This window comes from Brevundimonas sp. (assembly GCF_032017145.1).
Taxonomy (GTDB): domain Bacteria; phylum Pseudomonadota; class Alphaproteobacteria; order Caulobacterales; family Caulobacteraceae; genus Brevundimonas.
In genome coordinates, this window is the sequence record NZ_DALZQC010000048.1 from 1 (window position 1) to 23,532 (window position 23,532).

Genomic DNA, 23,532 nt, shown 5'->3' on the forward strand with positions numbered 1-23,532 from the left:
GCGCATCGCCCCTTGCGCCGCCGCGTCAACGCCGGCCCCTGCCCCTATGTGAAGGTGCTGTACGATGCCGCCCGCTATGTCGAACTGGAAGGCGGCCGCGCCGCCGTGGCCAATGTCGGCTATACCGGCGAGATCGAGGGCGTGTCGTCGGATTGCGAATACCGGGAGAGCGATCCGATCCGCGTGGACATGAGCGTGCTGTTCAACCTGGGCCGCGGCGCCCAGGCCGCCGGCGACCAGCGCACCTATCGCTACTGGATCGCGGTGACCGAGCGGAACACCGCCATCCTGTCCAAAGAATATTTCGATCTGCCGGTGAACTTCCAGGGCCAGCGCACCGCGTCGGTGACCGAAGAGCGCACCATCGTCATCCCGCGCGCCGAGGCCACCACCAGCGGCGGCAATTTCGAGATCCTGGTCGGTTTCGACGTGACGCCTGAAATGGCCGAGTTCAACCGCTCGGGCAGCCGATTCCGCGTCAACGCCGGAACGACGCCCGCGCCTGCGCCTGCGCCCGCCGCCGCCGCACCCACGAGCGAATAAATGGCTGATCTCAAGACCGTCCTCAGCGAAGCGGTCGGCGCCGCCTTCGCCGCCGAAGGCGTGGATGCAGCCCTGGCCCGCGTCACCCCGTCCGACCGCCCCGACCTGGCCGACTTTCAGTCCAACGGCGCCCTGGCTGCCGCCAAGGCGCTGAAGGCCAATCCGCGCGAACTCGCGGGCCGCATCGCCGAATGCCTGAGCGCCGATCCGCGGTTCGTCTCGGTCGAGGTCGCCGGTCCCGGTTTCATCAATCTGAAGATCGCCGATGCGACGCTGGCACAGCGTGCCGAAGAGGTCGCCGCCGACGCCGATCACGCGGGCGCGGCGGTCGTCGCCGAACCGCGCAAGGTCGTCATCGACTTCGGCGGTCCCAACGTGGCCAAGCCGATGCACGTCGGCCATCTGCGCAGCGCCATCATCGGCGAGAGCCTGAAGCGGTTGTTCCGCTTCCGGGGCGACGACGTCACCGGCGACGCCCACTTCGGCGACTGGGGCTTCCAGATGGGCCTGCTGATCGTCGCCTGCGGCGACGAAGGTCTGGCCGACGCCTTCATGGTCGAGGGCGAAGGTCCCTTCCCGACCGAAAGTCCCGTCACCCTGGCCGATCTGGACCGCCTGTATCCGCTGGCCGCCGGCAAGGCCAAGGAAGACCCCGCCTTCCGCGACCGCGCCCGCAAGGCGACGGCCGAACTGCAGAACGGCCGCCCCGGCTATCGCGCGCTCTGGCAGCACTTCGTGGCGGTCAGCCGCGAGGCGCTGAAGCGCGAATACGGCGACCTCTCGGTCGATTTCGACCTGTGGAACGGCGAGAGCGACGCCGATCCGGTGATGCCGGAAATGCTGGCGCACTTGAAAGAAACCGGCCTGCTGGTCGAGGACGACGGCGCCCAGGTGGTTCACGTCGCCAAGCCGGGCGAGACGCGCAAGAAGAAGCTGGCCGACGGTTCGGTGATCGAGGCCCCCTCGCCCCCGCCCCTGCTGGTCATCAGTTCGGAAGGTTCGGCCATGTACGGCACGACCGACCTGGCCACGATCCTGGACCGCAAGAAGACGCTCTCGCCCGACCTGATCCTGTACGTCGTCGACGAACGTCAGGCCGAGCATTTCGAACAGGTGTTCCGCGCCGCCTATCTGGCCGGATACGCGCCCGAAAAGTCGCTGGAGCATCTGGGCTTCGGCACCATGAACGGTCAGGACGGCAAGCCGTTCAAGACCCGCGCGGGCGGCGTGCTGAAACTGCGCGACCTGATCGATCAGGCGACCGAAAAGGCGCGCGAGCGCCTGCACGAGGCCAAGCTGGGCGACGACCTGTCGCCGGATGAGTTCGAGGCCATCGCCCACAAGGTGGCCATCGCCGCCCTGAAGTTCGCCGACCTGTCGAACGCGCGCACGACCTCTTACGTCTTCGATCTCGACCGCTTCATGAGCTTCGAGGGCAAGACCGGGCCGTATCTGCTGTATCAGGCGGTCCGCATCAAATCCCTGCTGAGGAAGGCCGCCGAACAGGGCGCGTCCGCCGGACCCATTATCGTCGCCGAACCCGCCGAGCGCGACCTGGCCCTGACGCTGGACGCCTTCTCGACCGCCGCGGCCGACGCCTACGACAAACGGATGCCGCACCTGGTCGCCGAGCACGCCTATCGCGTCGCCCAGTCGTTCTCGAAATTCTACGCCGCCTGCCCCGTGTTGGTCGCGCCGGACGAAGCCACCAAACGCTCGCGCCTGGCCCTGTCGGCGGCGGCTCTGCGCCAGCTTGAAATCGCCCTGAACCTCCTGGGCATCGACACGCCGGAGCGGATGTAGCGAGCGGCGTTGCGGCGTGCTATATCTGCTATCAGAGGAGCAGCCGATGCCTGTCAATCTTCATGTCCGCAACGTGCCCGATGAGATCACGCGACGCATGAAGGCGCGCGCCGCCGCCAATGGGCGCTCTGCCGAGGCGGAGCATCGGGCGGTGTTGGAACAGGCGTTCGGCGACGTCGACAAACAAGCCTGGCTCAAGCGTGCAGACGCTCTGCGCGCCACGATTTTGGCCCGACGCGGCGGCGAACTTTTGCCCACTTCTGTCGATCTCGTTCGCGAAGATCGAGACTCGCGGTGATCGTCGTCGACGCCAGCGTCGTCATCACCTGCCTGTTGCCGGAGTCCGAAAGTCAGGCCGCGCGAAACCTGATTGCGTCCGAGTTCTGCGTGGCCCCCGATCTGCTTGTCAGCGAGTGCGTCAACGCCTTCTGGAAGACTGTTCAACTCGGCCGCATCTTGCGATCGGAGGCCGAAATGGCGTTGGAAACCCTGCCGCATCTGGGCGTGGGACTGGTTCCATCCCAGGATTTGGCCGATCGCGCGATGGCGCTTGCTATCGATCTTCGACACCCAGCCTATGACTGCTTCTACCTGGCCCTGGCCGAAAGCCGCCGCGTGCCCCTGATCACTCAGGACAAGACCTTGGTGCATAAGGTGCGCAGTTCATCCGCCTGCACCGCCCCGCTCAGACTTCTAGCCGAGACCATCGCATGACACCTGATCTCGACGCCTATATCGCCGGCCTGCCCAAGGCCGAACTGCATCTGCACATCGAGGGCAGTCTGGAGCCGGAACTGATGTTCGAACTGGCTCAGCGGAACAATGTCGCCATCCCCTACGACAGCGTCGAGGCGGTGCGGGCGGCCTATGACTTCTCCAACCTGCAGGATTTCCTGGACATCTATTACGCCGGCGCGGCGGTTCTGCTGACACGGCGGGATTTCGAGGATCTGGCCTTCGCCTATTTCCAGCGCGCGGCGGCGGACAATGTGCGCCATGCCGAAATCTTCTTCGACCCGCAGACGCATACGGATCGCGGCGTGCCGTTCGGCGTGGTGGTCGAGGGACTGATCGCGGGCATGGACCGGGCCAAGGCGGAGTTGGGCGTGTCGAGCGGCCTGATCCTCAGCTTCCTGCGCCACCTGACCGAAGACGAGGCCTTCGCCACCCTGGAGTCGGCCAAACCCTATCTGCACCACTTCATCGGCGTGGGGCTGGATTCGTCGGAGGTCGGCCATCCGCCGTCCAAGTTCCAGCGCGTCTTCGCCGCCGCCCGCGAGATGGGCCTGAAACTGTGCGCCCATGCGGGCGAGGAAGGCCCGCCCGCCTATGTGCATGAGGCGCTGGACCTGCTGCACATCGACCGCATGGACCACGGCAATCGTTCGATGGAGGACGAGGCCCTGATCGAACGTCTGGCCGCCGAACAGATGACCCTAACGGTCTGCCCGCTGTCGAACCTGAAACTGTGCGTGGTCAAGGACCTGAAGGATCACCCGGTCCCGGAGATGCTGCGCCGGGGTCTGCACGTCACCCTGAACTCGGACGATCCATCCTATTTCGGCGGCTATGTGAACGCCAACTACAGCCAGTTGGCGACGGCGGTCGGTTTGACGCGGGAACAGGTTACCCAACTGGCGAAAAACAGCTTCGAGGGATCGTTCCTGGGCGACGCCGAAAAGGCCGCGCGCATCGCCGAGGTCGAAGCCTACGCGATTATGGAGCGTTAGCTTAACCACGCGCCCGTCATCCTCGGCCTCGTGCTGAGTATCCAGACTCCCGGTGCTCAAGGTTGAGGCTTGGCGGCGACGCCTGAGTGTATGGATACTCGGTACAAGGCCGAGGATGACGGTTTTGTCTGGCGGGAGGTGTCAGCCCAGCAGAGTCGCCGCCTCGATCTCCATCACCCCCAGCGCGCGGAAACTATCGTGGGCGGCCGCCGCCGTTTCCGGGGCGATGGCGCGGCTGGCGTCGGTCACGACCACCGCCTCGAACCCTTGGCGCACCGCATCCTCGGCGGTGAAACGGACGCAGTAGTCCAAGGCCAGGCCCGCCAGAAACGCCCGCGTCACGCCCAGTTCCCGCAACAGGCCGCCAAGGCCCGTCGGCGTCTGGTGGTCGTTCTCGAAGAAGCCGGAGTAGCTGTCGACCGCGGGGTTGTAGCCCTTGCGGATCACGGCCAGCGCCTTGTTCACCACCGGCGCGATATCGCAGTGAAAATCGGCGCCGGGCGAGCCCTGCAGACAGTGGTCGGGCCACAGCATTTGGCGGCCATAGGCCACCTCGATCTCGGTGAAGGGCGTTGCACCCGCGTGGTTCGAAGCGAACGAAATCTGATCCGGCGTATGCCAGTCCTGGGTCACGATCACCCGGTTGAACCGTTCAGCCAGCCGCACGATCAGCGGCATGATCCCCGCCCCGCCCGACACGGCCAGCGCGCCGCCCTCGCAAAAGTCGTTCTGCGGATCGATGACCAGAAGCGCGTCGGTGGGGCCGATCCGCATCAGGCGGCGGCCAGGGCGTCGATTTCGTTCGCCGACCCCAGGGCGACCGGAATACGCTGATGCAACTGCGTCGGCTGGACGTCCAGGATCGGCTGCACCCCGTCCGTCGTCGCCTTGCCGCCCGCCTGTTCGATCAGCAGGGCCATCGGATTGCCCTCGTACATCAGGCGCAGCTTGCCCGGCTTGTTCGGCTCGCGCCTGTCCCACGGATAGATGAAGACGCCGCCGCGCATCAGGATGCGGTGCACATCCGCCACCATGGCCGCCACCCAGCGCATGTTGAAGTTCTTAGCCCGGGGCCCGTCCGCCCCCTTCAGCAGACCCTCCACATAGCGCTGCACCGGCTCGGCCCAGTGACGCTGGTTCGAGACATTGATCGCGAACTCCTTGGTGTCCGGCGAAACGGCGATGGCGTCATGGGTCAGGAACCACTGACCGTCCTGTGCCAGGGTGAAGCCCTTCACCCCGTCCCCGGTCGTCAGCACCAGCATGGTCTGCGGCCCATAGACGGCGTAGAGGGCCGCGACCTGTTGACGCCCTGGCTGAAGGAAGTCGGCTTCGCCGGGCGTGGCGGACGGCGACTTCAGCACCGAGACGATGGTGCCGACCGGCGCATTGATGTCGATGTTGGACGAACCATCCAGTGGGTCGAACAGGGCCAGATATTCGCCCGCCGCATTCGTCGCGATCTCGGCCGCATCCTTCTCTTCCGAAGCCACGCCGGCGATGGCCGGACAGGCCAGCAGCGCCTGGGTCAGCATGTCGTCGGTGATGACGTCCAGCTTCTTCTGCTCTTCGTCCTGGACGTTGATCTGGCCGGATGCGCCCAAGGCCCCGACCAGGGCGCCGCCCGCCACGACCCGGCTGATCTCGGCGCAGGTCTGGCCCACCACGGTCAGCACCGTCTTCAGGCCGTCCGCTACGTCCAGGGCGGAGATATGGGCGTCTAGGCTGGTGCGGGTCATGCGGGTCGGTCCGGTTCGGCTGAGGCGTCCCGCGTTCTTGGCGGGCGGGACGCGCCGCCGCAAGAGAAACCCTCTCCCTAACCCAGCGCCGTCATCCCAGGCTTGCGCCAAGGATGACGGATCTCGTTGTGCAGGATCAGATCGGCAGGATCGCCGTGCCGAAGGCGCGCTTCAGCTCATGGGCGGCGAACGTCTGGGCCGCCGCCGCGTCCGGCACGACCATGGCCATGCCGAAGAACTCGTGCGTCGAGCCGTGGAAGGTCTTGTGGCGCACGTCCACGCCCGCCTGCTCCAGCTTTTCGGCCAGCAGTTCGCCTTCCGACCGCAGCGGGTCGATTTCGGCGCAGATCACGGTCGAGGACGGCAGGCCGCTGAGGTCTGCGTTTTCGACGATGTTGATGCGCGGGTCCTGGGCGTCGGCTTCGTTGGCGAAGATGTGCTTCACGAACCATTTCATCATCGGCTTGTTCAGCGGCTTGGCGTCGGCGTTCTCGACATAGGATTCATTGTCCATGTCCACGCCGGCGACCGGATAGACCAGCACCTGATGCACGGGCAGGGTCACGCCCGCGTCGCGCGCCATCATCGACACGCCGATGGCCAGGTTGCCGCCCGCGCTTTCGCCCATCACCGCCACCTTCTGCGGGTCGCCGTTGAAGCTCTGGGCGTTCTCCAGCACCCAGCGATACGCGGCCATGGCGTCGTCATGGGCGGCGGGGAAATGATGTTCCGGCGCCTGGCGGTAATGGACCGAGACCACGATGGCGTCGGCCATTTTGGACACGCCGCGCGGGCCGCCGTCATAGACGTCCAGATCGGCGATCACGAAGCCGCCGCCGTGGAAATAGACCACCACCGGATGCAGCCTGTCCTCGGAATGGTCGTGCGGCTTGTAGATGCGGGCCTGGATCGGGCCGGCCGCGCCGGGAATGGTGATGTCTGTTGTCTTCACGCCCAGATCGTCGGCCTTCGGCTCCTTGCCGGCCTTGCGTAGCAGGGCGTGAACGGCGTCGGTCGGCGTGGGCTGCTGGCGCGCCTCCTCGGGCGTCAGGGTCTCGATGGGCTTGCCGCCGAGCGCGGCCAGTTCATCCAGCACCTTCTGCATCGGGCCATCGGCCTTGGCGGGCGTGTCGCGCGGCTTGTCGTTGTCGCCGAACAGCTTGTCTATAATCGACATTTTCGTTCTCCTGGGTTGGGATGATGAACTCGTGACGACAACCCGCCCCGGCAGACCTTGTTCCGCCGACGCTTGACTTGGCGCCGGAGTCGATGCCTTAGGTCGAACGCTCTCGCGGGAGAGTTCGGGGACGGGAAACCGGCCGCGACGCCGAAGGCGCAACCGCCCCGGAAACGCTCAGGCAAACGGACCGCGACAGCATACGGACGCTGGAAAGTCGCCCTCGATGGGCGCGCCGACGGAGCAAGGCGACATGATTTGGTCGCCGGAATCTCTCAGGCTTCAGGACAGCGGGGGCGCGAGGACCGGCGGAGCTCCGCCCCAACACGCGACCGCGAAAGCCTGAACCATGACCGATCAGACCCTGAAGACCACGCCCCTGAACGCCGCGCACCGGCGCTTAGGCGCCCGCATGGTGGGCTTCGGCGGCTATGACATGCCGGTCCAGTACGAGGGCGTCCTGGCCGAACACCGCTGGACCCGCGAACACGCCGGTCTGTTCGACGTGTCCCACATGGGCCAGTGCAAGATCACCGGCGCCGACGCGACCGCCCAGTTCGAACGGTTCGTGCCAGGCGACTATGAAATCCTGAAGGCCGGCAAGCAGAAATATTCGGTGCTGCTGAACGACCAGGGCGGGATCATCGACGACCTGATGGCCGGGCGTCCCGACCACGACGGCCTGTTCGTCGTCGTCAACGCCGGCAACAAGGACGAGGACTTCGCCTTCTGGAACGCCAATCTGGAAGGCGACGCCAAGCTGACGGTTCTGGACCGCGCCCTGATCGCCATTCAGGGCCCGGAGGCCGCCGCGGTCATGGCCGCCCACGAGCCGGTGCTGGCCGAGATGGGCTTCATGGAGACGGCCCGCCTGATGCTGTTCGGGGTCGACGCCTATGTTTCGCGCTCGGGCTACACCGGCGAAGACGGCTATGAGATTTCGGTCCCGGCGGACCAGGCCGAGCGCATCTGGAACACCATTTTGGAAGACGCCCGCGTCAAGCCCATCGGCCTGGGCGCCCGCGATTCCTTGCGCCTGGAAGCCGGTCTGCCGCTGCACGGCCACGACATCGACCCGACCACCAGCCCGGTCGAAGGCGCCCTGACCTTCGCCCTGTCCAAGTCGAGGAAGGAGCGCGCCGACTTCAACGGCGCCGACCGCATTCTGAAGGAACTGGCCGACGGCCCATCGCGCGTCCGCGTCGGCCTGCACGTCAAGGAAGGCGCCCCGGCCCGCGAAGGCGCCGAGATCGCCGACGCCGACGGGAACATCATCGGCAAGGTCACCTCGGGCGGCCCCTCGCCCACCCTGGGCAAGAACATCGCCATGGGCTTCGTCCCGCCCGCCTTCGCGGCGCTGGGCACGGAACTGAAGGTCATCGTGCGCGGCAAGTCCGCCGCCGCCGAAGTCGTCGCCATGCCCTTCGTGGCGCAACGCTATTACCGCAAGCCGAAGGCGTGACATTCAGCCCGTCACCCTCGGGCTTGACCCGAGGGCCGGGCGATCAACCGCTCGTGCGAAGACATCGACGCACGAACCGCGCAACATCCGATCCTCGGGTCAAGCCCGAGGATGACGGGACAGGAGAGAAGACATGAAATTCACCAAGGATCACGAGTGGGTCAGCCTGGACGGCGACATCGCCACCGTCGGCATCTCCAAACACGCCGCCGACGCCCTGGGCGACGTGGTGTTCGTTGAAGTCCCGGAAGTCGGCAAGACCGTCTCGAAGGGCGACAGCTTCGCCGTGGTCGAGAGCGTCAAGGCCGCCTCGGACGTCTACGCCCCCGTCTCGGGCGAGGTGATCGAGGCCAACGACGCCCTGTCGACCGCCCCGGAAACCGTCAACTCGGCCGCCGAGGCCGACGGCTGGTTCGCCAAGATCAAGGTCTCGGACGCCTCGCAACTGGACGCCCTGATGGACCAGGCCGCCTACGACGCCTTCCTGGCCACGCTTTAAATCTACAGGCCCGTCACCCTCGGGCTTGACCCGAGGGCCGGACGATCAACTGCTCGTGCGAAGACTTCGGCGCACGAGCCGCACATTATCCGATCCTCGGGTCAAGCCCGAGGATGACGGGTGAAGGAACCGGCAATGCGCTACCTCCCCCTGACGCCCGACGACCGCACGGCGATGCTCGCCGCCATCGGCGCCAAAACCATCGACGACCTGTTCGTTGACGTGCCCGAGAGCGCGCGGCTGGACGGGCCTGTGGACCTGCCCCGCGTGGCTGGCGAACTGGAGGTCGAGCGCGCCCTGTCCGCCATGGCGGCCAAGAACGCGACCGCCGGCGCCGTGCCCTTCTTCTGCGGCGCCGGGGCCTACAAGCACCACGTCCCGGCCACGGTGGATCACGTGATTCAGCGGTCCGAGTTCCTGACCAGCTACACCCCCTATCAGCCGGAAATCGCGCAAGGGACCCTGCAATACCTGTACGAGTTCCAGACCCAAGTCGCGAACCTGACCGGGATGCCGGTCGCCAACGCCAGCCTCTATGACGGTTCGACCGCCATGGCCGAGGGCGTGCTGATGGCCACGCGCGTGACCCGCCGCAACAAGGCGGTGATCTCGGGCGGCGTCCACCCCCACTACGTCAAGGCGACCGAGACCGTGGTTCACGCCGTCGGCGTGGAGACTGAAGTGCTGCCCCCCGCGTTCGACGCCGAGGCCGCCGTCATCGACCAGATCGGCCCCGACACGGCTTGCGTCGTCGTCCAGACCCCGAACGTCTTCGGCACGGCGACCGATGTCACCAAGATCGCCGAGGCCGCCCATGCGGCGGGCGCCCTGCTGATCGTCGTGGTGACCGAGGCCGTGTCGATGGGCCTGTTGAAATCGCCCGGCGAAATGGGCGCCGACATCGTCGCGGCCGAGGGCCAGTCGATCGGCAACGCCCTGAACTTCGGCGGCCCCTATGTCGGCCTATTCGCCACGCGCGAGAAGCTGATCCGCCAGATGCCCGGCCGCCTGACCGGCGAAACGGTGGACGCCGACGGCGAGCGCGGCTTTGTCCTCACCCTGTCCACGCGCGAACAGCACATCCGCCGCGACAAGGCGACCTCGAACATCTGCACCAACTCGGGCCTCTGCACCCTGGCCTTCACCATCCACATGAGCCTGCTGGGCGAGACCGGCTTGAGAAAGTTGGCCCTGCTGAACCACGAAAAGGCCGTCGTCACGCGCGATGCGCTCGCCGCCATTCCGGGCGTGGAGGTCCTGACCCCGCGCTTCTTCAACGAGTTCGCGATCCGCCTGCCCAGGAACGCGGCCGAGGTCGTCGATGCCCTGGCCGCCCATCACATTCTGGCGGGCGTGCCGTACAGCCGTCTGGCCCCCGACGCCGGCATGGACGACGTCCTGCTGGTCGCCGCGACCGAGACGACGCTGGATGCCGACATCCAGATTCTGGCCAAGAGCCTGAGCAAGGTTTTAGCCGGATGAGCATTTCCTTCCTTCCGCTCATCCCCGCGAACGCGGGGACCCAGTCCTTTCGCATGACGGGTCTGGGACATGCGGCTTCGATCATCGGCGAAATCCATCGCCCAAAGAACTGGGTCCCCGCGTTCGCGGGGATGAGCGGTGAAATCAAATGAGCACCATGAACACCGTCGGCCGCCCGACCGCTCCGAACCAAGTCCAGACCAAGCCCGCCACCCTGACCGGCGGCCGCGGCCTGTTGCAGAACGAAGCCCTGATCTTCGAGGGGGACGGCTGGGGCAAGACCGGCGTCGATCTGCCGGAACCCAGGACCGATGCGTCCGACCTGGGCGATCTGGTCCGCAAGGACCCGATCGGCCTGCCCGGCCTGTCCGAGCCCGAGGCCATGCGCCACTATGTGCGCCTGTCGCAGAAGAACCACGCCATCGACCTGGCCATCTATCCGCTGGGCTCGTGCACGATGAAGCACAACCCGCGTCTGAACGAGAAGATGGCGCGTCTGCCCGGCTTCTCCGACATCCACCCGCTGCAGCCGCAATCGACGGTTCAGGGCGCGCTGGAGCTGATGGACACGCTGGCGCACTGGCTGAAGACCCTGACCGGAATGCCTGCCGTGGCCCTGTCGCCCAAGGCCGGCGCCCACGGCGAACTGTGCGGCCTGATGGCCATCCGCGCCGCCCACGAGGCCAAGGGCGAGCATGGGCAGCGCCGCAAGGTTCTGGTCCCCACGTCCGCCCACGGCACCAACCCGGCCACCGCCGCCTTCGTCGGCTATTCCGTCGTCGAGGTCGCCCAGACCGAGGACGGCCGCGTGGACGTCGCCGACCTGGCCTCCAAGCTGGGCCCGGACGTCGCCGCCATCATGGTGACCAACCCCAACACCTGCGGCCTGTTCGAGCGCGACATCATCGAGATCGCGCGTCTGACGCATGAGGCGGGCGCCTACTTCTACTGCGACGGCGCCAACTTCAACGCCATCGTCGGTCGCGTCCGGCCCGGCGACCTGGGCGTGGATGCGATGCACATCAACCTGCACAAGACCTTCTCCACGCCCCACGGCGGCGGCGGTCCGGGCGCGGGTCCGGTGGTCCTGTCGCAAGCCCTGGCGCCCTTCGCCCCCGCCCCCTGGGTCGTGCATGACGACAATGGCTATCGCCTGATCGAGCGTGAGGAAGACGAGGCAGAGCAAGCCTTTGGCCGTCTGTGCGCCTTCCAGGGCCAGATGGGCATGTATGTGCGCGCCCTGTCCTACATGATGTCCCACGGCTCGGACGGCCTGCGTCAGGTGGCCGAGGACGCGGTGCTGAACGCCAACTACATCAAGGCCCGCCTGCAGGACCTGATGAGCCCGGCCTTCCCCGACGGCCCCTGCATGCACGAGGCCCTGTTCGACGACGAATGGCTGAAGGGCACGGACATCACCACGCTGGACTTCGCCAAGGCGATGATCGACGAGGGCTTCCACCCGATGACCATGTATTTCCCGCTGGTCGTCCACGGCGCCATGCTGATCGAACCGACGGAAACCGAGTCCAAGGCCGAACTGGACCGCTTCATCCACGCCATGCGCCTGCTGGCCGAGGCCGCGAAGGCCGGTGATGTGGACCGCTTCAAGGGCGCGCCCTTCCACGCCCCGCTGAAACGCCTGGACGAAACCCGCGCCGCCCGCTCCCCGGTGCTGCGCTGGTCGGCCCCGGAAGGCTCCAACCAGGCGGCCTAATCAGTCCCGTCATCCCAGGGCTTGTCCCTGGGATCCAGACGCCCGGTGGCCGACGACCGCGCACTCTGCGGACACACCGGGCGTCTGGATCCTCGCCACAAGGGCGAGGATGACGGCGGATGGGTTGCAGCGTCGCCCACCGCGCCGGTCGCAGCGTCGCCCACCGCGCCGGTCGCAGCGCCGCCAAGCGCGCACGGCCGATGGGCCGGTCCGAAACCCTTCACGATCCATCCATTCCGCTGCAGGATGGCGTCATGACCCAATGGACCACCCACGACATCCCCGATCAGACCGGCAGGCTGGCCGTCGTCACCGGCGCGACCGGCGGGCTGGGGCTGGAGACAGCCTTGGTTCTGGCGGGCAAGGGCGCAGAGGTGGTTCTGGCGGCCCGCAATCCGGCCAAGGGCGCCGAGGCCGAACGGCTGATCCGCGCCCGGCATCCGGGCGCCGATGTGCGTTTCGATCCGCTTGACCTGGGCGACCTGGCCTCCGTGGCCGCTTTCGCCGACCGGCGCCTGGACGCCGCGCGGCCCATCGACATCCTGATCGACAACGCCGGCGTCATGGCCCTGCCCCGCCGCAGTACGACCAAGGACGGGTTCGAGACCCAGTTCGGCGTCAACTATCTGGCGCATTTCGCCCTGACCGGCCGACTACTGCCCCTGCTGACCGCCAATGCATCCCGGCCGGACGGCGCGCGGGTGGTGCAGTTGTCCAGCATCGCCCATCGAGGGGCACGTATCCATCTGGACGACCTGAACTTCACCTCCGGCTATCGCCCCTTCGCCGTCTATCAGCAGTCCAAACTGGCCATGCTGATGTTCGCCCTGGAGTTGCAACGCCGCAGCGACGCCCACGGCTGGGGCCTGACCAGCGTGGCCGCCCATCCCGGCGTGGCGCGCACGGACCTTGTGGCCAATGGCCTTGGCGACGGCGGCGATCCGGCCGCCTGGGCGTCGCGCCTGTTCATCCGCCTGTTCGGCCAGTCCAGCGCCGCCGGCGCCCTGCCCAGCCTGATGGCGGCGACCCTGCCCCAGGTCAGGCCCGGCGGCTATTACGGCCCGCAAGGCTTCCAGGAGCTGGCCGGATCGCCCGGGCCCGCCCGCATCGCGCCCCAGGCCAGGGACGAGGCCGTGGCCCGGCGTCTGTGGCTGGAATCCGAGGCCCTGACCGGCGTCCGCTACGGCTGACCGGCGCCGCCGGCCGCCATCATGAGCAAAGCTTAATCCGCATGACACCGATCCGCCATCGACGCGGGGCCTGAATGGCGTGTGGCGCGGTCGTCACGGTCGCCCTTTCCTTTCCCGACGAGGGATCGCGCGACCGGGGCGGCCGTTGTCACACAGACCGTGGCTTCCCATCTAGCGTGTTCGTGACCTCCCTGCCTGTCGCCCTTCCTCCGTTCGCCAAGCCCCGCAGCCGCACGCTGCGGACGGTGAAACGCTGGGCGCTGATGATCGGCGGGCTTCTGGTCGTGATGCTGGGCCTATTGATCGCCCCCCTGCCCGGCCCCGGCGGCGTTCCGGTCATCGCGCTCGGTCTGATCCTGATCCTGAGAAGCTCGTTCTGGGCCAAGCGCCAGTTCATCCGCGCCCAATACGCCCGGCCCAAATGGGTCTATCCCTTCCGTCGCCTGATGCGAAAGAAGCCCGAGTTCGCGCCCGTCTTCTGGCAACAGGCGCTGCGGGCCGAGAAGGTGGTCGTCAAACGGTCCGGCCGGCGGCTGTCGCGCGGCCGCAAACAATTGCGTCGCTATTTCCGCAAGTTGGTCCGCTAAGGCCATCGGCGCTTTGAGGTGACGCGGGCCTGAAAGGCGTTCGTCACAGCGGGCACGGCGAGGTCACGACGATCACGACCAGGCTGAACGTTCGGCTCACAAGTCTCAGCCAACCTCCGACGCATCCGCAGCTTCGCCGCCGCAGGCCCTCGCCGAACCCTGTCTCCGTTGTGCTCGCCGTGACCTCGCCGCGCCCGTTGTGAAGAACCTTATCGGCTCTCAGTCCAACTCAACCGCCGAACCATCAAATTGACGTCCATTTCGCGGTTGCGTTGCTGCAACCGCTAACCACGGCATCGTGAACCCGGCCGCCCTCGGACAGGCGTATCCTGACCCCGCGTTATCAGAGAACCACTCAAGGCGTTGGGAGGCGCTAAGGTCATGATGTCACGCGTACAAAAGGGTCTGATCGCCGGGGTTGCGGCGACCGCGGCCGCCTCGTTGCTCGAAATCCCCAATATGTTCCTGAACTGGTTCGACCCGTTCCAGGGCGTGATCGCCTCGATGATCGGCATGCCCGGCAATCTGGCGGTGGGCTGGGTGATCCACCTGATCAGCGGGGTCTTCATCCTGGGGCCGCTGTTCGCGGTCCTGTGTCCCCGACTGCCGACCGACACGCCCGAAACCAAGGGCATCGTCTTCGCGGTCGGCGCCTGGATCATCATGATGGCCGCCATCGTGATGTTCGGAAACTACCGCACCTTCACCGCCGGGGCGGGCTTCGGCACCTTCGGCTGGCTGCTGATCACCCATGCGGTGTTCGGCATCGTGTTGGGCAATGTCTATGCCCGGCTGGTCAGCCGTGAGAAGCGGATGGGCGCGACCGTCATGGGCGGCGCCCCCGCCCACTGAGCCGCATCTGAACCGACCAGCAAAAAGGCCCCGACGTCGCCGTCGGGGCCTTGATGTCTTTGGACCGACCCGGCCTCAGTTCAGGCGGTCGCCGATCTGGGCGATGGCGACGTCCAGCAGCGGGTCCTTGGCGCCCGAGGCCAGGCGCGCGGCCAGGATCTGTTCGGCGGACTTGGCGGCAAGATCGGCGGCGGCTGCCTTGACCTCGGCGGAGGCCTGGGCCTCGGCCTGGGCGATGCGGTTCTCGGCCATGGTCTGACGGCGGGCCAGGGTCTCTTCCAGCTTGACCTTGGTCTCGGCCTCCAGTCGGCGCGCGTCGGCTTCGGCCTGGGCCATCATCTCTGCGGCCTGGGCCTCGGCCTCGGCCTTCTCCTTGCGGATCTGGGCCAGCAGGGCTTCGGCTTCGGCGCGCAGGCGGGCGGCCTCGTCCAGATCGGCCTGGATCTTGACGGCCTTGGCGTCCAGCGCCTTTCCGGCCATCTTGGGCACGCCGGCGGCGACCAGGATGCCGAAGAACAGGATCAGGCCGATCCCGACCCAGATCTCCGCATTGGCGAAGCTCCAGATGCCGTGCTCGAAGATCAGGTTCATCAGGCGGCTCCCTTGACGGCGGCCAGTTCGGCGGCGGTCGCGCCCTTGCCGGTCAGACGCTCGACCATGGCGGCGGTCGTGTCGGCGGCGATGGTGGAGACATTGCTCATGGCGGCGTCGCGCGTCTTGCCGATGGCGGCCTCGGCCTCGGCGATGCGGGCGTTGACGACCGCCTCTTCCGCAGCCTGACGGGCGTTGGCCTCTTCGGCGACGCGGGCCTTGGCGGCGGCGGCCATGGCGCGGGCGTCGGCGCGGGCCTTGGCGACCTCGGCCTGGGCTTCGGCGGCCTGGCCCGCGGCCTCGGCCTGAACCTGACGCGCGGTGGCGACGGCGTTGGAAATGGTGTCGGCCCGCTCATCCATCACCTTGCGAAGGCGCGGAGCGAAGACCTTGGAGACCAGGACGTACAGGATGACGAACAGGATCAGCAGATAGCCGATCTGGCCCGCCCAATGTTCGAACTGGAATTGCGGCAGGCCGCCCGAGCCGTGCTCGGCGGGGGTCGCCGTCTCGGCGTGCAGGTCCGCTTCGACCGAAGGCGGGACCGCGTCGATGGTGTGGGTGCTGGCCATGAACCGTCTGCTGCAGAATCAGATGAAGCGGCGCGCGGGCGAACCCCGCGCGCCGTGATCGGCTGATATCAGCCGAAGATCATCAGGATGCCGAGCACGAAGGCCAGGATGCCCAGGGCTTCGGCCAGGGCGGCGCCGACGAACAGGTTGCCGACTTGGCCGGCGGCGGCCGAGGGGTTGCGCAGGGCGCCGGCCAGGAACTGGCCGAAGATGTTGCCCACGCCCAGGGCCGAACCGATCATGCCCAGGGTGGCGAGACCAGCGCCGATGTACTTGGCGGCTTCAGCGTCCATGATTGTATTCCTAAATTAAAGTCGTTGGTGGTTGGGGTGAAGAGACTGGTCCGGCCCTTTAGTGGGCATGGTCCAGGTTGACCACATCATTGAGATAGATGCAGGCCAGAACGGCGAAGACGAAGGCCTGGAGGAAGGCCACCAGGAACTCCAGCGCGGTCAGGGCGACGACCATGCCCAGCGACAGGGCCGCGACCGGGAAGGCCAGCAGACCGATGCCGCCGCCCAGGCCCAACAGGCCCAGCGACACGACGAAGCCGGCGAAGATCTTCAGCGCGACGTGGCCGCCCAGCATATTGCCGAACAGACGCAGCGCCAGGGTCACCGGGCGAAGCAGGAAGGAGACGAACTCGATCAGGCCCACGACCGGGCGCAGCAGCAGCGGCGCGCCCATGGGCCAGAACAGCTTGAAGAACCCCAGGCCGTTCTTGGCGAAACCGACCACCAGCACCAGGCCGAAGGTGATCAGGGCGAAGGTGGCGGTGATGGCCAGCTGCGACGTCGCCGTGAAGGTCAGGAACAGACCCAGGATGTTCATGCCCAGGATCAGGATGAACAGGGTGAAGACGAACGGAAAATATTTGCGGCCGTCATGACCGATGATCGAATCGGCCAGATTGTCGATCAGGCCGAACACGCCCTCGCCCGCGGCCTGCAGGCGCCCCGGCACGATCTTGGCGTTCGACGTCACGGCGGTCAGGAAGCCCACGATCAGCAGGAAGGCGACGGTCATGGCGATGTGCGAATTGGTGATCGCCAGATCGACGGTCCCCACCACGGGCAGGGTCACGTCGCCAAGGTCGACGACCTTCTGAATCTGAAACTGATGAATCGGATCGGCCATGAAGCCCTATCGTTCCCCGTCTTCGTCGGCCTCGACATAGGGTTCGGCCGGAGCCGACGTTCCCAACGCCTTGGCCTGCGCCATCAGCCGGTTGGCTGTGCGACGCGCCATGTAAATCGACAAGGCGAAGCCCAGAAGGACCCCGCCGATCAAACCCCACGGGCGGGTCCCGAAGACCCAGTCCGCGATGAAACCGAACGCCAGGCCCACGAAGACGCCGCCGAGCAGTTCGGCGATGATCTTGTAGGCCTGACCCGACACCTGCTGGCCGGTCAGCTCGGCGGATTTCTCCACCGTGGTCCGCGCCTCCAATGCGGATGCGCTCTCTTGGAGGCGTTTGATCGCCTCTTCGCGCGATTCCGACATAAGGGACAGGACCTGTTTGCTCGACGTCCGGACGATGGGTCCGAACGGGTCTGAATTCGGCGCGGAAACTAATCGTGAGCGGCCATCAGGTCAAGGCGTCGTGATATCGACCTAAGTGTTCGTAAATATTCAGCTTTCCAAACGCACGGACTGGCCGTGACGATGCGCCGCGATGGCGGACGACAGAATCCCGCCGCGTTTGCGTCGGCCCGACATGGCGATGCGGTGCGGAAACGACTAGGTTGCCGCCATGAACGCCCACGTCCCGCCGCCCGCGCCCTCGCCCCGTCCGATCACCGTGCGCCTGGCGACGCCGCGCGGTTTCTGCGCCGGGGTGGACCGGGCCATCCAGATCGTGGAGCGGGCCATCGCGAAATACGGCGCCCCCGTCTATGTGCGCCACGAGATCGTCCACAACCGCCATGTGGTCGAGCGGCTGAAGGCCATGGGCGCGGTCTTCGTCAAGGAACTGGACGAATGCCCGGACGACCGCCCGGTCGTCTTCTCCGCCCACGGCGTGCCCAAGTCGGTGCCCGCCGACGCCCGCGCCCGCGACCTGCTGTTCCTGGACGCCACCTGCCCCCTGGTGTCCAAGGTCCATGTCGAGGCCGAGCGCCATCACGCCGCCGGCAAGCACATCATACTGATCGGCCATGCGGGCCACCCGGAGGTGATCGGCACCATGGGCCAGTTGCCGGCCGGCGCCATCAGCCTGGTCGAGACCGAGGCCGACGCCGAAGTCTTCGAACGGCCCGGCGACGCCCCCCTGGCCTACGCCACCCAGACCACCCTTTCGGTGGACGACACCGCCGGCATATTGAAGGTGCTGAAACGCCGCTTCCCCGAACTGCCCGATCCGCACAAGGAAGACATCTGCTACGCCACCACAAACCGTCAGGACGCGGTCAAGGTGCTGGGCGAGGGCTGCGAACTGGTGCTGGTGGTGGGGTCCAAAAACTCGTCCAACTCGGCCCGGCTGGTCGAGGTGGCGATGCGCGCGGGCGCCCGCGCCGCCTATCTGGTGGACGACGCCTCTCAGGTGGACTGGGCCTGGTTCGACGGCGTGGACACGGTCGGCGTCACCGCCGGCGCGTCCGCACCCGAGCCCTTGATCGAGGCGCTGGTCGACGCCATCCGCGCCCGGTTCGACGCCACGGTGAGCGAGGACGCCGGCGCGCGCGAGACCGTGACCTTCAAACTGCCGCGCCTGCTGACGGCCTGACCGGGCCCATGCACGGCGCAGACGTTCCGTGGTAGTCTGCGACAGTCGCCCATCAACGCGGGATAAACGTCATGATCAAACGCGCTGTTTCCATCGTCCTGCCGCTGGCCGCGCTGGCCGCCTGCGCGCAGCCGGTCGGCAACACCGGCGCGAAGCCGGTCGGCATGGTCAATCCCGCCTCCAAATACTGCGGCGACATCGGCGGTCGGCTGGAGATCCGCACCGGCGCCGACGGCGGCCAGACCGGCATGTGCCATCTGCCCGACGGCCGCGTCGTGGAGGAATGGGCGCTGTACCGCAGCGCCCACCCGCAGTCCTGACCGACCGGCGCTAGGCCCGCGCCAGCGGCAGGGGAACGCGGAACAGGCTGCCCACGCCCGGCGTGGACACCACCTCGATCTTGCCGCCCATCAGCACCGCCAGCCCATGGGCGGCGGTCAGACCCAGACCCAGGCCCTCGGCGGTGCGGGTGCTGCTCTCGTCGCCCTGGGTGAAGGCGTCGAACAGGCGCGTCACCTCGTCGGGCGTCATGCCCGGCCCGGTGTCCTCGACCTCCAGCACCAGATCGTCGTCGGCGCGGGCGCGCAACGTCACCTGGCCCGACCGGGTGAAGCGCACCGCATTGTCGGCCAGGGCGGCCAGCAGCTTCTCGATATGGACGGGGTCGCCCAGCCATTCGCCCTCGACCGCATCGACGTGCAGGGTCAGCCCCTTGGTCGCCGCCGCGCCTTCGACGTCGTTGGCGACCCGCTGCAGCAGGTTGTCCGGGCGGAACGGCCGTCGTTCCAGCATCACCGCCCCGTCGCGCAGACGTACTACGTCCAGCAGCTCCTCGACCAGCCGCAGTTGCTGACGCCCCGACGCCTTCAGGATTTCCAGCCGTTCGCGCTGTTGGGGCGTGATGGCGTCCGCGCCGATCACCTCGGCCATGCCTAAGACGCCGTTCAGCGGGGTGCGCAGTTCGTGGCTGACGTTGGACAGGAACCGAGTCTTGGCCGCATTGGCCGCCTCCGCCCGCTCCAGCGCCGCCGACAGGGCCGTCTCCGACGCACGCAGACGCCGAATGTCCTGCGCCACCCGCCACAGCAGGGCGCCGCCGCCCACCAGCAGCAGCGTCAGCAGCATCAGCAGCAGCGGCCCGGCCTGACGCAGGATGTCCGCGCCCGGCCGTTCCGGCGTCCAGACGATCCGGCCCAGCAGCACGCCGTTGGGATCGCGGATATCCACCGCCTCGCGCCCCTGCGGCGGCGGCGCATCGCCGATCGAGAAGACGGGATCGACCAGCCCGAGGCGGTCGTGAATCTGCGGAATGATGGTGTCGAAGCGCTTGAACGACGCCACCGCCGGATCGGATGCGGGGACCTGCCCCTTCAGCGTGTGCCGCACGATGGTCGAGGTCCCCATCAGATAGACGGTCCCATTCACCTTCACGATGGCCGGCTTCAACGTCACGGCGTCCAGCGCCACGGTCGAACGGTCACGCCGCGCCGCCGCCGCTCTCAGCGCGTCGACGATGGGGCGCGCGGACTGGGCGAAGGGGTCGGAGGCGTCCGCCCCGGCCGGTCCGCCGTTCTTGGAGATGCGAAACAGACGCCCGGCGTCGTCATACCCCAGGCTGACCGGCAGCTTGCTCTGCGCCTCGTAATAGCCGCCCAGATGCCGGTCCCACCAGGCGACGTCGCCGGCGCCCGTCATATGCTCGACTGCATCGTCCCAGACCGCGGCCGTGGTCAGATCCTCGCCTATGGCCTGCAGGGCGCGGGCGACGCGGCGCTCGACCAGCTTCTGTTCCTTGACGGCCTGGTGCGCGTCGATGGCCTGGCTGACGACCGCCAGGACCGCGATCATCCCGGCCATCGATCCGATCAGCAGGATCGCCGCGAGCCGGAAGGCGACCCACGCTTGCGAGCCGGATTTTGAAGCAACGCCACGAGACATGACCAACCGCTACCATTGGCCCGATAAGACAAGATGAACGCCGCGCAGACGCCCGGATCGGATCAGCGGTCGTCGGTGACGAAGTCCTTTGCGAACTCCGGCGCCTCGTCCTCGATTGGCAGGGTTCCGTCCTCGTCGTCGGCCTCTGAGGCGCGGCTGGGATCGGGAACCTCGAACCCGACCGGCAGCGACAGGTCCAGCAGACCCGCCGCCTTCATCTCCTGCACGCCCGGCAGGTCGTACAGGGTGGCCAGGCCGAAATGCTCCAGGAAGCGGTCGGTCGTCGCATAGGTCACGGGCCGCCCCGGCGTGCGCCTGCGCCCGCGCAGCCGCACGAAGCCCATCTCCAGCAACAGGTCCAGCGTGCCCTTGGAGATGCTGACGCCGCGCACGCTCTCGATCTCGGCGCGGGTGACGGGCTGGTGATAGGCGATGATGGCCAGGGTCTCCAGGGCGGCCTTGGAGAGGCGGCGCGGCTCCTCGCGCTCCTGGGTCATCATGAAGGCCAGGTCCGGCGCGGTGCGGAACCGCCAGCGGTCGGCGACGCACTCCAGCTCCACCCCCCGCCCCTCGTAACGGGCGCGAAGACCGGCGATGGCGCGCGCGACATTGCAGTTCTCGGGCAGGCGAGCGGCGATCTCGGCGGCGGTCAGCGGCCCGGCGGCGGCGAACAACAGCGCCTCGACCCGCCGCTCGATCTCGGCCTCGTCGGGCTGGAAGGCGAGATCGCTCACCCCCTCAGCTCCAGCGGCTGCCCCGGCCCGCGCCGCTTCAGATAAAGCTCGGCGAACGCCTGCGCCTGTCGGATGTCCATCGCCCCCTCCTTCACCAGCTCCAGACTGGCCGACAGGGTCGAGGCGGTAAAGCTGGCCTGGCTGGGGCCGTCCTCGTCCTCGCGGATCGGCGCCACCCGCTCCAGCGGGGTCCAGTCGGCCAGTTTCGGCATAATCTCGCGCAGCCAGTCGCGTGCGGCCTCCAGCGGAAAAGCCTCGACCCTCTGACCGGGCGCATAGCGCCGGGCCTCCTCGCGCCGACGCTGCACCACATAGGCGCTCATCAGTTCGTACAGGCTGGCGTCGATGCGGTCGGAGGGCGTGATCACCGTCGCCTCCGGGTCCCCGCGCGTGAAGACGTCGCGTTTCAGCTGCGGCCTGGCCATCAGCTGTTCGACCGCCTTCCGCATCGCCTCCAGCTTCTGCAGGCGGAACGCCAGGGCGGCGGCCATCTCTTCGGCGGGCGGCTCCTCGGCCTTGCCCTTGTCGGTGCGCGGCAGCAGCAGGCGCGACTTCAGATAGGCCAGCCACGACGCCATCACCAGATAGTCGGCCGCCAGGGCGAAGTTCCTGCGCCGCGCCTCATGCACGAAGGCCAGATACTGTTCCGCCAGTTGGGTGATCGACAGCTTCAGCAGGTCGACCTTCTGGTTCCGCGCCAGGGCCAGCAGGACATGCAACGGCCCCTCGTATCCGTCCAGATCGACGACGAAGGCTTCGCGGTCCTCGACCTCGGCGGCGGCTGTGAAGTCCAGATTGGGCTGGAAGGCTTCAGACATTTCCTGGGCCTGCCGCGCTTCGCGCTGCTTGAGGCCGCGCCGTGCCGATCACGCCTGCGCCTCCCCCACGTCCGGCCCCTTGGCGACATCCAGCCGCCCGCCCATCGCCTCGAAGAAGCGTTGATGCCCGGCCGCCGCGTCCAGCGGTTCCGGCGCGCGCACGATCCGCGCCAGCGCCGCCTCGGCCCGCGCCCTTGCCCTGCCCTTCAGCTTGCCTGTCGCCTCGGCCACCGCCTGCATCTCGGCCAGATCGCCGTTGCAGTGCAGGACCACGTCGCACCCGGCCTTCAGCGACAGATGCGCCCGTTCGCCCAGCGCTCCGCTCAGCGCCTGCATCGACAGGTCGTCGGTCAGGATAAGGCCGGTGAAGCCCAGATGCTCGCGCATCGTCCGCACCGCCTTCTTCGACTGGGTCGCCGGCCGCTTCCGATCCAGGGCGGTGAAGACGATGTGCGCCGTCATCGCCATCGGCATGTCCGACAGGGCCTTGAACGGCGCGAAGTCCCAGCCGTCCAGCGTCTCGAAATCGGCGTGGACCGTCGGCAGGTCCTTATGGCTGTCGGCGAAGGCGCGTCCGTGGCCCGGCATATGTTTGAGGCAGGGCAGCACCCCGCCGGCCAGCAAGCCTTCCGCCGCCGCCCGGCCCAGCAGGGCCACCGTCTGCGGATCGCGGCCATAGGCCCGGTCGCCGACGATGTCGTGCGCCCCCGGCACCGGCACGTCCAGCACCGGCAGCAGATCGACGGTGATCCCCACGTCCCGCAGGTCGTGCGCCATCAGCCGCGCGCCCAGCCGCGCCAGTTCGCGCGCCTGCATCGGATCGTTCGCGGCCTTCAGATAGGCGTCGCCCGGCGGATATTTGGGCCAGTGCGGCGGCCCCATGCGCTGGACCCGTCCACCCTCCTGATCGATCAGGATCGGCGCCTCGGGGTCGCCGACGCTGGCGCGCAGATCGTCGGTCAGCGCCCGCACCTGTTCCGGCGTGTCGATATTGCGCCGGAACAGGATGAAGCCCCACGGCCGCGCCTTGGCGAAGAAGGCGCGTTCGTCCTCCGTCAGCCGATGACCGGCGCAGCCGTAGAGGGCGGCGGAGGTCACCGAACGATGCAGTCCCGGCCCGCCGCCTTCAGCGCATTGCAGAAGGCCGTGGCCCGTTCGCGCGACAGGCCCGAGAAGGCGGTGCGGTAAAGCGTCGATCCGCTGGAGGTCGTCACTTCGGTCACCCGCTTTTCGGCGCCCGACGCATACTGGCCGAAGCGACCGGCGACGGCGGCGTATTCCCGGTCCGCGATCTCGGTCGAGGAGAAGGCGCCGATCTGGACCGAGGCCGAACCGCGCGCGGCGGCAGGGCGGCCGGCGCGGGCGTCGTCGCG

At 67.6% G+C, this 23,532-nt stretch carries 28 protein-coding genes and 1 riboswitch; of the genes, 15 read left to right on the forward strand and 13 right to left on the reverse strand.

From position 1 onward, the window contains the following. From RTU05_RS09755 to RTU05_RS09775, 5 genes are all read left to right on the forward strand, one after another. Nucleotides 1–543, forward strand: a 543-nt coding sequence (locus RTU05_RS09755) for a Tat pathway signal sequence domain protein (RefSeq protein WP_312597810.1), incomplete at its 5' end; no start/stop codon positions are given. Further along, a complete protein-coding gene (gene argS, locus RTU05_RS09760; RefSeq protein WP_312597812.1) occupies nucleotides 544–2,346 on the forward strand; it encodes an arginine--tRNA ligase in 1,803 nt (600 codons plus the stop codon). A gap of 46 nt (nucleotides 2,347–2,392) precedes the next feature. Further along, a complete protein-coding gene (locus tag RTU05_RS09765; RefSeq protein WP_409411612.1) occupies nucleotides 2,393–2,644 on the forward strand; it encodes a FitA-like ribbon-helix-helix domain-containing protein in 252 nt (83 codons plus the stop codon). After that, on the forward strand, nucleotides 2,641–3,060 hold the full coding sequence (locus RTU05_RS09770) for a type II toxin-antitoxin system VapC family toxin (protein ID WP_312597815.1): 420 nt from the start codon (nucleotides 2,641–2,643) through the stop codon (nucleotides 3,058–3,060). The genes RTU05_RS09765 and RTU05_RS09770 overlap by 4 nt, the downstream gene beginning before the upstream one ends. Further along, complete coding sequence (locus RTU05_RS09775) at nucleotides 3,057–4,076, forward strand: adenosine deaminase (protein WP_312597817.1); 1,020 nt, start codon at nucleotides 3,057–3,059, stop codon at nucleotides 4,074–4,076. The genes RTU05_RS09770 and RTU05_RS09775 overlap by 4 nt, the downstream gene beginning before the upstream one ends. Nucleotides 4,077–4,217: 141 nt before the next feature. Here the strand turns inward: RTU05_RS09775 and RTU05_RS09780 are convergent, their stop codons facing one another. From RTU05_RS09780 to RTU05_RS09790, 3 genes are all read right to left on the reverse strand, one after another. Beyond that, the gene (locus RTU05_RS09780) at nucleotides 4,218–4,850 is read right to left on the reverse strand and encodes an isochorismatase family protein (protein WP_312597818.1); all 633 of its coding nucleotides are present in this window, start codon (nucleotides 4,848–4,850) and stop codon (nucleotides 4,218–4,220) included. Then, entirely contained in the window at nucleotides 4,850–5,815 is a 966-nt protein-coding gene (locus RTU05_RS09785) for a class 1 fructose-bisphosphatase (protein WP_312597819.1), read from the reverse strand. Before RTU05_RS09785 ends, RTU05_RS09780 begins: the two co-directional genes overlap by 1 nt. 136 nt (nucleotides 5,816–5,951) lie before the next feature. After that, on the reverse strand, nucleotides 5,952–6,992 hold the full coding sequence (locus RTU05_RS09790) for an alpha/beta hydrolase (RefSeq protein WP_312597820.1): 1,041 nt from the start codon (nucleotides 6,990–6,992) through the stop codon (nucleotides 5,952–5,954). A 105-nt stretch (nucleotides 6,993–7,097) separates the two neighbouring features. Next, nucleotides 7,098–7,195: riboswitch (glycine riboswitch) on the forward strand. A gap of 146 nt (nucleotides 7,196–7,341) precedes the next feature. On the opposite strand from RTU05_RS09790, the gene gcvT reads away from it, so the two are divergent. The 8 genes from gcvT to RTU05_RS09830 all read left to right on the forward strand — a co-directional run bounded on the left by gcvT (nucleotide 7,342) and on the right by RTU05_RS09830 (nucleotide 14,781). Further along, nucleotides 7,342–8,454: a glycine cleavage system aminomethyltransferase GcvT gene (gcvT, locus tag RTU05_RS09795; RefSeq protein ID WP_312597822.1), complete on the forward strand. Its 1,113-nt coding sequence runs from the start codon at nucleotides 7,342–7,344 to the stop codon at nucleotides 8,452–8,454. A gap of 133 nt (nucleotides 8,455–8,587) precedes the next feature. Further along, the gene (gcvH, locus tag RTU05_RS09800) at nucleotides 8,588–8,953 is read left to right on the forward strand and encodes a glycine cleavage system protein GcvH (protein WP_312597824.1); all 366 of its coding nucleotides are present in this window, start codon (nucleotides 8,588–8,590) and stop codon (nucleotides 8,951–8,953) included. A gap of 135 nt (nucleotides 8,954–9,088) precedes the next feature. Further along, a complete protein-coding gene (gcvPA, locus tag RTU05_RS09805; protein WP_312597826.1) occupies nucleotides 9,089–10,435 on the forward strand; it encodes an aminomethyl-transferring glycine dehydrogenase subunit GcvPA in 1,347 nt (448 codons plus the stop codon). Further along, nucleotides 10,432–10,587, forward strand: coding sequence for a hypothetical protein (locus RTU05_RS09810; protein ID WP_312597828.1), 156 nt, complete (start codon nucleotides 10,432–10,434; stop codon nucleotides 10,585–10,587). The genes gcvPA and RTU05_RS09810 overlap by 4 nt, the downstream gene beginning before the upstream one ends. Next, nucleotides 10,584–12,152, forward strand: a complete 1,569-nt coding sequence (gene gcvPB, locus RTU05_RS09815; protein WP_409411610.1) for an aminomethyl-transferring glycine dehydrogenase subunit GcvPB — start codon at nucleotides 10,584–10,586, stop codon at nucleotides 12,150–12,152. The genes RTU05_RS09810 and gcvPB overlap by 4 nt, the downstream gene beginning before the upstream one ends. A gap of 119 nt (nucleotides 12,153–12,271) precedes the next feature. Beyond that, nucleotides 12,272–13,342, forward strand: coding sequence for an SDR family oxidoreductase (locus RTU05_RS09820; protein WP_312597832.1), 1,071 nt, complete (start codon nucleotides 12,272–12,274; stop codon nucleotides 13,340–13,342). A 182-nt stretch (nucleotides 13,343–13,524) separates the two neighbouring features. Beyond that, nucleotides 13,525–13,929: a hypothetical protein gene (locus RTU05_RS09825; RefSeq protein ID WP_312597834.1), complete on the forward strand. Its 405-nt coding sequence runs from the start codon at nucleotides 13,525–13,527 to the stop codon at nucleotides 13,927–13,929. Nucleotides 13,930–14,313: 384 nt separating this feature from the next. Continuing rightward, complete coding sequence (locus RTU05_RS09830; RefSeq protein ID WP_312597836.1) at nucleotides 14,314–14,781, forward strand: DUF6789 family protein; 468 nt, start codon at nucleotides 14,314–14,316, stop codon at nucleotides 14,779–14,781. Between the two features lie 75 nt (nucleotides 14,782–14,856). Here the strand turns inward: RTU05_RS09830 and RTU05_RS09835 are convergent, their stop codons facing one another. From RTU05_RS09835 to RTU05_RS09855, 5 genes are all read right to left on the reverse strand, one after another. Continuing rightward, nucleotides 14,857–15,372 (reverse strand): F0F1 ATP synthase subunit B, encoded by a 516-nt coding sequence (locus RTU05_RS09835; RefSeq protein ID WP_312597838.1) that lies wholly within the window; start codon nucleotides 15,370–15,372, stop codon nucleotides 14,857–14,859. After that, nucleotides 15,372–15,944, reverse strand: coding sequence for a hypothetical protein (locus tag RTU05_RS09840; protein WP_292045788.1), 573 nt, complete (start codon nucleotides 15,942–15,944; stop codon nucleotides 15,372–15,374). The genes RTU05_RS09835 and RTU05_RS09840 overlap by 1 nt, the downstream gene beginning before the upstream one ends. A 68-nt stretch (nucleotides 15,945–16,012) precedes the next feature. Next, nucleotides 16,013–16,237: a F0F1 ATP synthase subunit C gene (locus tag RTU05_RS09845; protein ID WP_008261286.1), complete on the reverse strand. Its 225-nt coding sequence runs from the start codon at nucleotides 16,235–16,237 to the stop codon at nucleotides 16,013–16,015. A 58-nt stretch (nucleotides 16,238–16,295) separates the two neighbouring features. Next, nucleotides 16,296–17,081 (reverse strand): F0F1 ATP synthase subunit A, encoded by a 786-nt coding sequence (locus RTU05_RS09850; protein ID WP_248118819.1) that lies wholly within the window; start codon nucleotides 17,079–17,081, stop codon nucleotides 16,296–16,298. Between the two features lie 6 nt (nucleotides 17,082–17,087). Then, nucleotides 17,088–17,447 (reverse strand): AtpZ/AtpI family protein, encoded by a 360-nt coding sequence (locus tag RTU05_RS09855; protein ID WP_248118818.1) that lies wholly within the window; start codon nucleotides 17,445–17,447, stop codon nucleotides 17,088–17,090. Nucleotides 17,448–17,697: 250 nt separating this feature from the next. On the opposite strand from RTU05_RS09855, the gene ispH reads away from it, so the two are divergent. After that, complete coding sequence (gene ispH, locus RTU05_RS09860; protein WP_312597840.1) at nucleotides 17,698–18,669, forward strand: 4-hydroxy-3-methylbut-2-enyl diphosphate reductase; 972 nt, start codon at nucleotides 17,698–17,700, stop codon at nucleotides 18,667–18,669. 71 nt (nucleotides 18,670–18,740) lie between these two features. Then, nucleotides 18,741–18,989 (forward strand): DUF333 domain-containing protein, encoded by a 249-nt coding sequence (locus tag RTU05_RS09865; RefSeq protein ID WP_312597842.1) that lies wholly within the window; start codon nucleotides 18,741–18,743, stop codon nucleotides 18,987–18,989. A gap of 10 nt (nucleotides 18,990–18,999) precedes the next feature. Here the strand turns inward: RTU05_RS09865 and RTU05_RS09870 are convergent, their stop codons facing one another. The 5 genes from RTU05_RS09870 to RTU05_RS09890 all read right to left on the reverse strand — a co-directional run. Next, complete coding sequence (locus RTU05_RS09870; protein ID WP_312597844.1) at nucleotides 19,000–20,607, reverse strand: ATP-binding protein; 1,608 nt, start codon at nucleotides 20,605–20,607, stop codon at nucleotides 19,000–19,002. Nucleotides 20,608–20,669: 62 nt separating this feature from the next. Beyond that, a complete protein-coding gene (scpB, locus tag RTU05_RS09875) occupies nucleotides 20,670–21,341 on the reverse strand; it encodes an SMC-Scp complex subunit ScpB (RefSeq protein ID WP_312597845.1) in 672 nt (223 codons plus the stop codon). Next, on the reverse strand, nucleotides 21,338–22,159 hold the full coding sequence (locus tag RTU05_RS09880; RefSeq protein WP_312597846.1) for a ScpA family protein: 822 nt from the start codon (nucleotides 22,157–22,159) through the stop codon (nucleotides 21,338–21,340). Before RTU05_RS09880 ends, scpB begins: the two co-directional genes overlap by 4 nt. A gap of 48 nt (nucleotides 22,160–22,207) precedes the next feature. Then, nucleotides 22,208–23,257: a beta-N-acetylhexosaminidase gene (gene nagZ / locus RTU05_RS09885; protein WP_312597848.1), complete on the reverse strand. Its 1,050-nt coding sequence runs from the start codon at nucleotides 23,255–23,257 to the stop codon at nucleotides 22,208–22,210. Then, nucleotides 23,254–23,532: SPOR domain-containing protein (locus RTU05_RS09890; protein WP_312597850.1), on the reverse strand; the 279-nt coding region annotated here is incomplete at its 5' end. The genes nagZ and RTU05_RS09890, both read right to left, overlap by 4 nt.

What these genes read in the sequence shown, in the direction of transcription:
- argS (WP_312597812.1), top strand. Translation starts at nt 544, where the DNA reads ATGGCTGATCTCAAGACCGTCCTCAGCGAAGCGGTCGGCGCCGCCTTC.
- RTU05_RS09765 (WP_409411612.1), top strand. Translation starts at nt 2,393, where the DNA reads ATGCCTGTCAATCTTCATGTCCGCAACGTGCCCGATGAGATCACGCGA.
- RTU05_RS09775 (WP_312597817.1), top strand. Translation starts at nt 3,057, where the DNA reads ATGACACCTGATCTCGACGCCTATATCGCCGGCCTGCCCAAGGCCGAA.
- RTU05_RS09780 (WP_312597818.1), bottom strand. Translation starts at nt 4,850, where the DNA reads ATGCGGATCGGCCCCACCGACGCGCTTCTGGTCATCGATCCGCAGAAC.
- RTU05_RS09785 (WP_312597819.1), bottom strand. Translation starts at nt 5,815, where the DNA reads ATGACCCGCACCAGCCTAGACGCCCATATCTCCGCCCTGGACGTAGCG.
- RTU05_RS09790 (WP_312597820.1), bottom strand. Translation starts at nt 6,992, where the DNA reads ATGTCGATTATAGACAAGCTGTTCGGCGACAACGACAAGCCGCGCGAC.
- gcvT (WP_312597822.1), top strand. Translation starts at nt 7,342, where the DNA reads ATGACCGATCAGACCCTGAAGACCACGCCCCTGAACGCCGCGCACCGG.
- gcvH (WP_312597824.1), top strand. Translation starts at nt 8,588, where the DNA reads ATGAAATTCACCAAGGATCACGAGTGGGTCAGCCTGGACGGCGACATC.
- gcvPA (WP_312597826.1), top strand. Translation starts at nt 9,089, where the DNA reads ATGCGCTACCTCCCCCTGACGCCCGACGACCGCACGGCGATGCTCGCC.
- RTU05_RS09810 (WP_312597828.1), top strand. Translation starts at nt 10,432, where the DNA reads ATGAGCATTTCCTTCCTTCCGCTCATCCCCGCGAACGCGGGGACCCAG.
- gcvPB (WP_409411610.1), top strand. Translation starts at nt 10,584, where the DNA reads ATGAGCACCATGAACACCGTCGGCCGCCCGACCGCTCCGAACCAAGTC.
- RTU05_RS09820 (WP_312597832.1), top strand. Translation starts at nt 12,272, where the DNA reads ATGGGTTGCAGCGTCGCCCACCGCGCCGGTCGCAGCGTCGCCCACCGC.
- RTU05_RS09830 (WP_312597836.1), top strand. Translation starts at nt 14,314, where the DNA reads ATGTCACGCGTACAAAAGGGTCTGATCGCCGGGGTTGCGGCGACCGCG.
- RTU05_RS09835 (WP_312597838.1), bottom strand. Translation starts at nt 15,372, where the DNA reads ATGAACCTGATCTTCGAGCACGGCATCTGGAGCTTCGCCAATGCGGAG.
- RTU05_RS09840 (WP_292045788.1), bottom strand. Translation starts at nt 15,944, where the DNA reads ATGGCCAGCACCCACACCATCGACGCGGTCCCGCCTTCGGTCGAAGCG.
- RTU05_RS09845 (WP_008261286.1), bottom strand. Translation starts at nt 16,237, where the DNA reads ATGGACGCTGAAGCCGCCAAGTACATCGGCGCTGGTCTCGCCACCCTG.
- RTU05_RS09850 (WP_248118819.1), bottom strand. Translation starts at nt 17,081, where the DNA reads ATGGCCGATCCGATTCATCAGTTTCAGATTCAGAAGGTCGTCGACCTT.
- RTU05_RS09855 (WP_248118818.1), bottom strand. Translation starts at nt 17,447, where the DNA reads ATGTCGGAATCGCGCGAAGAGGCGATCAAACGCCTCCAAGAGAGCGCA.
- ispH (WP_312597840.1), top strand. Translation starts at nt 17,698, where the DNA reads ATGAACGCCCACGTCCCGCCGCCCGCGCCCTCGCCCCGTCCGATCACC.
- RTU05_RS09865 (WP_312597842.1), top strand. Translation starts at nt 18,741, where the DNA reads ATGATCAAACGCGCTGTTTCCATCGTCCTGCCGCTGGCCGCGCTGGCC.
- RTU05_RS09870 (WP_312597844.1), bottom strand. Translation starts at nt 20,607, where the DNA reads ATGTCTCGTGGCGTTGCTTCAAAATCCGGCTCGCAAGCGTGGGTCGCC.
- RTU05_RS09880 (WP_312597846.1), bottom strand. Translation starts at nt 22,159, where the DNA reads ATGTCTGAAGCCTTCCAGCCCAATCTGGACTTCACAGCCGCCGCCGAG.